This window comes from Pseudomonas sp. B3G-3 (assembly GCF_028640915.1).
Lineage (GTDB): Bacteria > Pseudomonadota > Gammaproteobacteria > Pseudomonadales > Pseudomonadaceae > Aquipseudomonas > Aquipseudomonas chlororaphis_I.
Genome location: NZ_JAQZAB010000084.1, coordinates 1 through 2,220 on the forward strand (window position 1 = coordinate 1; position 2,220 = coordinate 2,220).

3 protein-coding genes are annotated in these 2,220 nt (G+C 56.5%); all 3 read right to left on the reverse strand.

Annotated features, from left to right (window positions below; genetic code table 11):
• Window positions 1-865: 865 nt before the first annotated feature.
• Window positions 866-1,042: a hypothetical protein gene (locus PVZ80_RS09530; RefSeq protein WP_273863751.1), complete on the reverse strand. Its 177-nt coding sequence runs from the start codon at window positions 1,040-1,042 to the stop codon at window positions 866-868.
• 164 nt (window positions 1,043-1,206) lie between these two features.
• Window positions 1,207-1,740 (reverse strand): hypothetical protein, encoded by a 534-nt coding sequence (locus tag PVZ80_RS09535; RefSeq protein ID WP_273863752.1) that lies wholly within the window; start codon window positions 1,738-1,740, stop codon window positions 1,207-1,209.
• Window positions 1,741-1,811: 71 nt separating this feature from the next.
• The coding region (locus PVZ80_RS09540; RefSeq protein WP_273863753.1) for an adhesion domain-containing protein at window positions 1,812-2,220 on the reverse strand (409 nt) is incomplete at its 5' end.

Consider the following 2,220-nt stretch of genomic DNA (forward strand, 5'->3'; position numbering starts at 1 on the left):
AGAGCTCGTTGCTCCCCTACTCTCCCCTCAGCCACACCTAGAGAGTATCGCAGATACCTGATGAAGCCACTTGTACGACAAATCGCGCTGATTACCGGCGAAGCACGGGGCATCGAACGGACGAATCGGGGTCATCGATGTACTGAAGGGAAGTCTGACGATATGACACTTGAGGAAATGCTCACCCGCTCGGCAGATCTACAGAACGAGATCCTGCTACTGCTCGAAGACATCCCCACACATCCCGGCGAGCGCTTTGAGACTTCAATGGCTTTCTGTGGAGTCGCCCTAGAGCATGCTCAGGCACTCCGCATCCTGTTCGAACATTACACCGCCAGGAGCCCTTAACAGGGCGTGACCTGCTACCACCTCATGAGCTGGGTTGGCCAGCAGATGCGGCGGTAGATGGTTGAATGCCTTATATCTGGGCTATCGGGTGTTCCCGCACCATCGCTGGTTGTTACCCCGAACTTGCCAGACGTTCAAAGCACGCTTGGCATGGTTCAACCACAAGCTTACGCCTGATAAACAGCCTCATGCCCTAGCGCCGCAACGCGGTAAATGGTCTCACCCCGACGAATGGCCCGAGTCCATCGATGCCAGCGTGTTACGCAGTGTACTCGCGACGCTCAACAGCTACTATGGCCTACTCGCCCAAGGCAACCACCTGCGCTTGCGCCAGCAGTTCTACCACCAACACTTGGGGGCCTTAAAACGCTACTTCATACCCGGCGACTCGCAATACAGTCATCTGAAAATAAAGCAAGTCTGGCAAGAGCCGGGACAGCATTGGCCACCATAGGCGAGTGCAAACCGCTCTTTATCTTTGTAAATCCGCAGGACGAGTCAGGCAGCGGCGTAAACCTCAACGCACACACGCCACCTGGTTGGTATTGTTGTCGTTGTTGTTGTTCGCATTGCCATTGTTCAGGTTGACGTTGTAGTGGTTGCCCGTGCCGTTCGGCGTACTGGACCAGTAGTTGTTGTTACTGCCCCCGCACTGGCCGTTGAGCACACAACACTCGCCATCCCGACCGACCATACTGCCTGCCCTCTGAACCCGACTGTTCGCCTTGCGACGTAAGCCCCTATGCAACGTGATGCCCCTGCGGGTACGCCACGTGGGGCAGGCCGGTTACGCTCCCAGGCCCTACCGGGCCGCCGTAACGGCCCGGTCCTTTGGACGCCGGCTTGCGCCAGCGAGCATTAACCTTCACCGCCTGACTCGGCCTGCGGACTCGATACAGCCAACCCTTGCCAACGCGCCAACCATTGCATGGCCTGCATCGGCGTACAGGTTGCCAGTGCCAACTGATTCAACTCCTTCAATATTTGTTGTTGCACCATCATCAACGTACCCTCGGTCGTCCCCTCTCTGCCCGACGTAGCAGGCGTCGACGACTGCGTCGCCAGGACCTGCTGCGCCACGCACCATCCGCGCAAGGCCGCCTTATCCAAGCCGCCGGGGATGTGCAGTTGCAGCCCCCACGGCTGTTCCTGCACATCCAAGGGAGGTACTTGCGCAGCCAGCCACGCCTGAAAGGCCGTATCCGGTAACCCACCATACAAAACCGCTCGCCCCTGAAGCTTCTTAACCTCCCGACACAATACTTTCAAAGGTTTGCCCTGCTGGCAAAACCAACCCAAATGCGCATCATAAAAGCGCACGAACATGCCCTCTCGAAAACAGGCCACCCATGTGACGGACTCACTCAACTGTAAGCGTTCGCCAATTTCCATATCGATTCCGTCACTCAAGAGAAGCAAAAGTAAAAGCAAATTTAAAAACTAAACGCTAAAGACTAAAACCCTCAACGCACACACGCCACCTGGATGGTATCGTAGTCGTTGGTGTTGTTCGCAGTGCCATGGTTCAGGTTGACGTAGTAGTGGTCGCCCGTGCCGTTCGGCGTACTGGACCAGTAGACGTTGCTACTGCCCCCGCACTGGCCGCTGAGCGGCCAGCCATGAACCGAACACATTTCACTATTAGATGGACGACCTACCGTAGCCTGCCCCCAAAGAGCTTGGAGTTCATCCTTCGTAGGCAGGCGAGCGCCATTCGCGGTGCAATAGGCATTAGCGTCAGACCAAGTTCGCTTAGCAGTAGACGGTTTTATAAAACCTTCTATCAGAGGAGGTCGCACAAAGGTGGTCTCTACAGTGCGCTCGCTGCCGTTGATGCTGGCTTTCAAGGTGCTGCTGCCCGCTTGGGTGCTG

What these genes read in the sequence shown, in the direction of transcription:
- PVZ80_RS09530 (WP_273863751.1), bottom strand. Translation starts at nt 1,042, where the DNA reads ATGGTCGGTCGGGATGGCGAGTGTTGTGTGCTCAACGGCCAGTGCGGG.
- PVZ80_RS09535 (WP_273863752.1), bottom strand. Translation starts at nt 1,740, where the DNA reads ATGGAAATTGGCGAACGCTTACAGTTGAGTGAGTCCGTCACATGGGTG.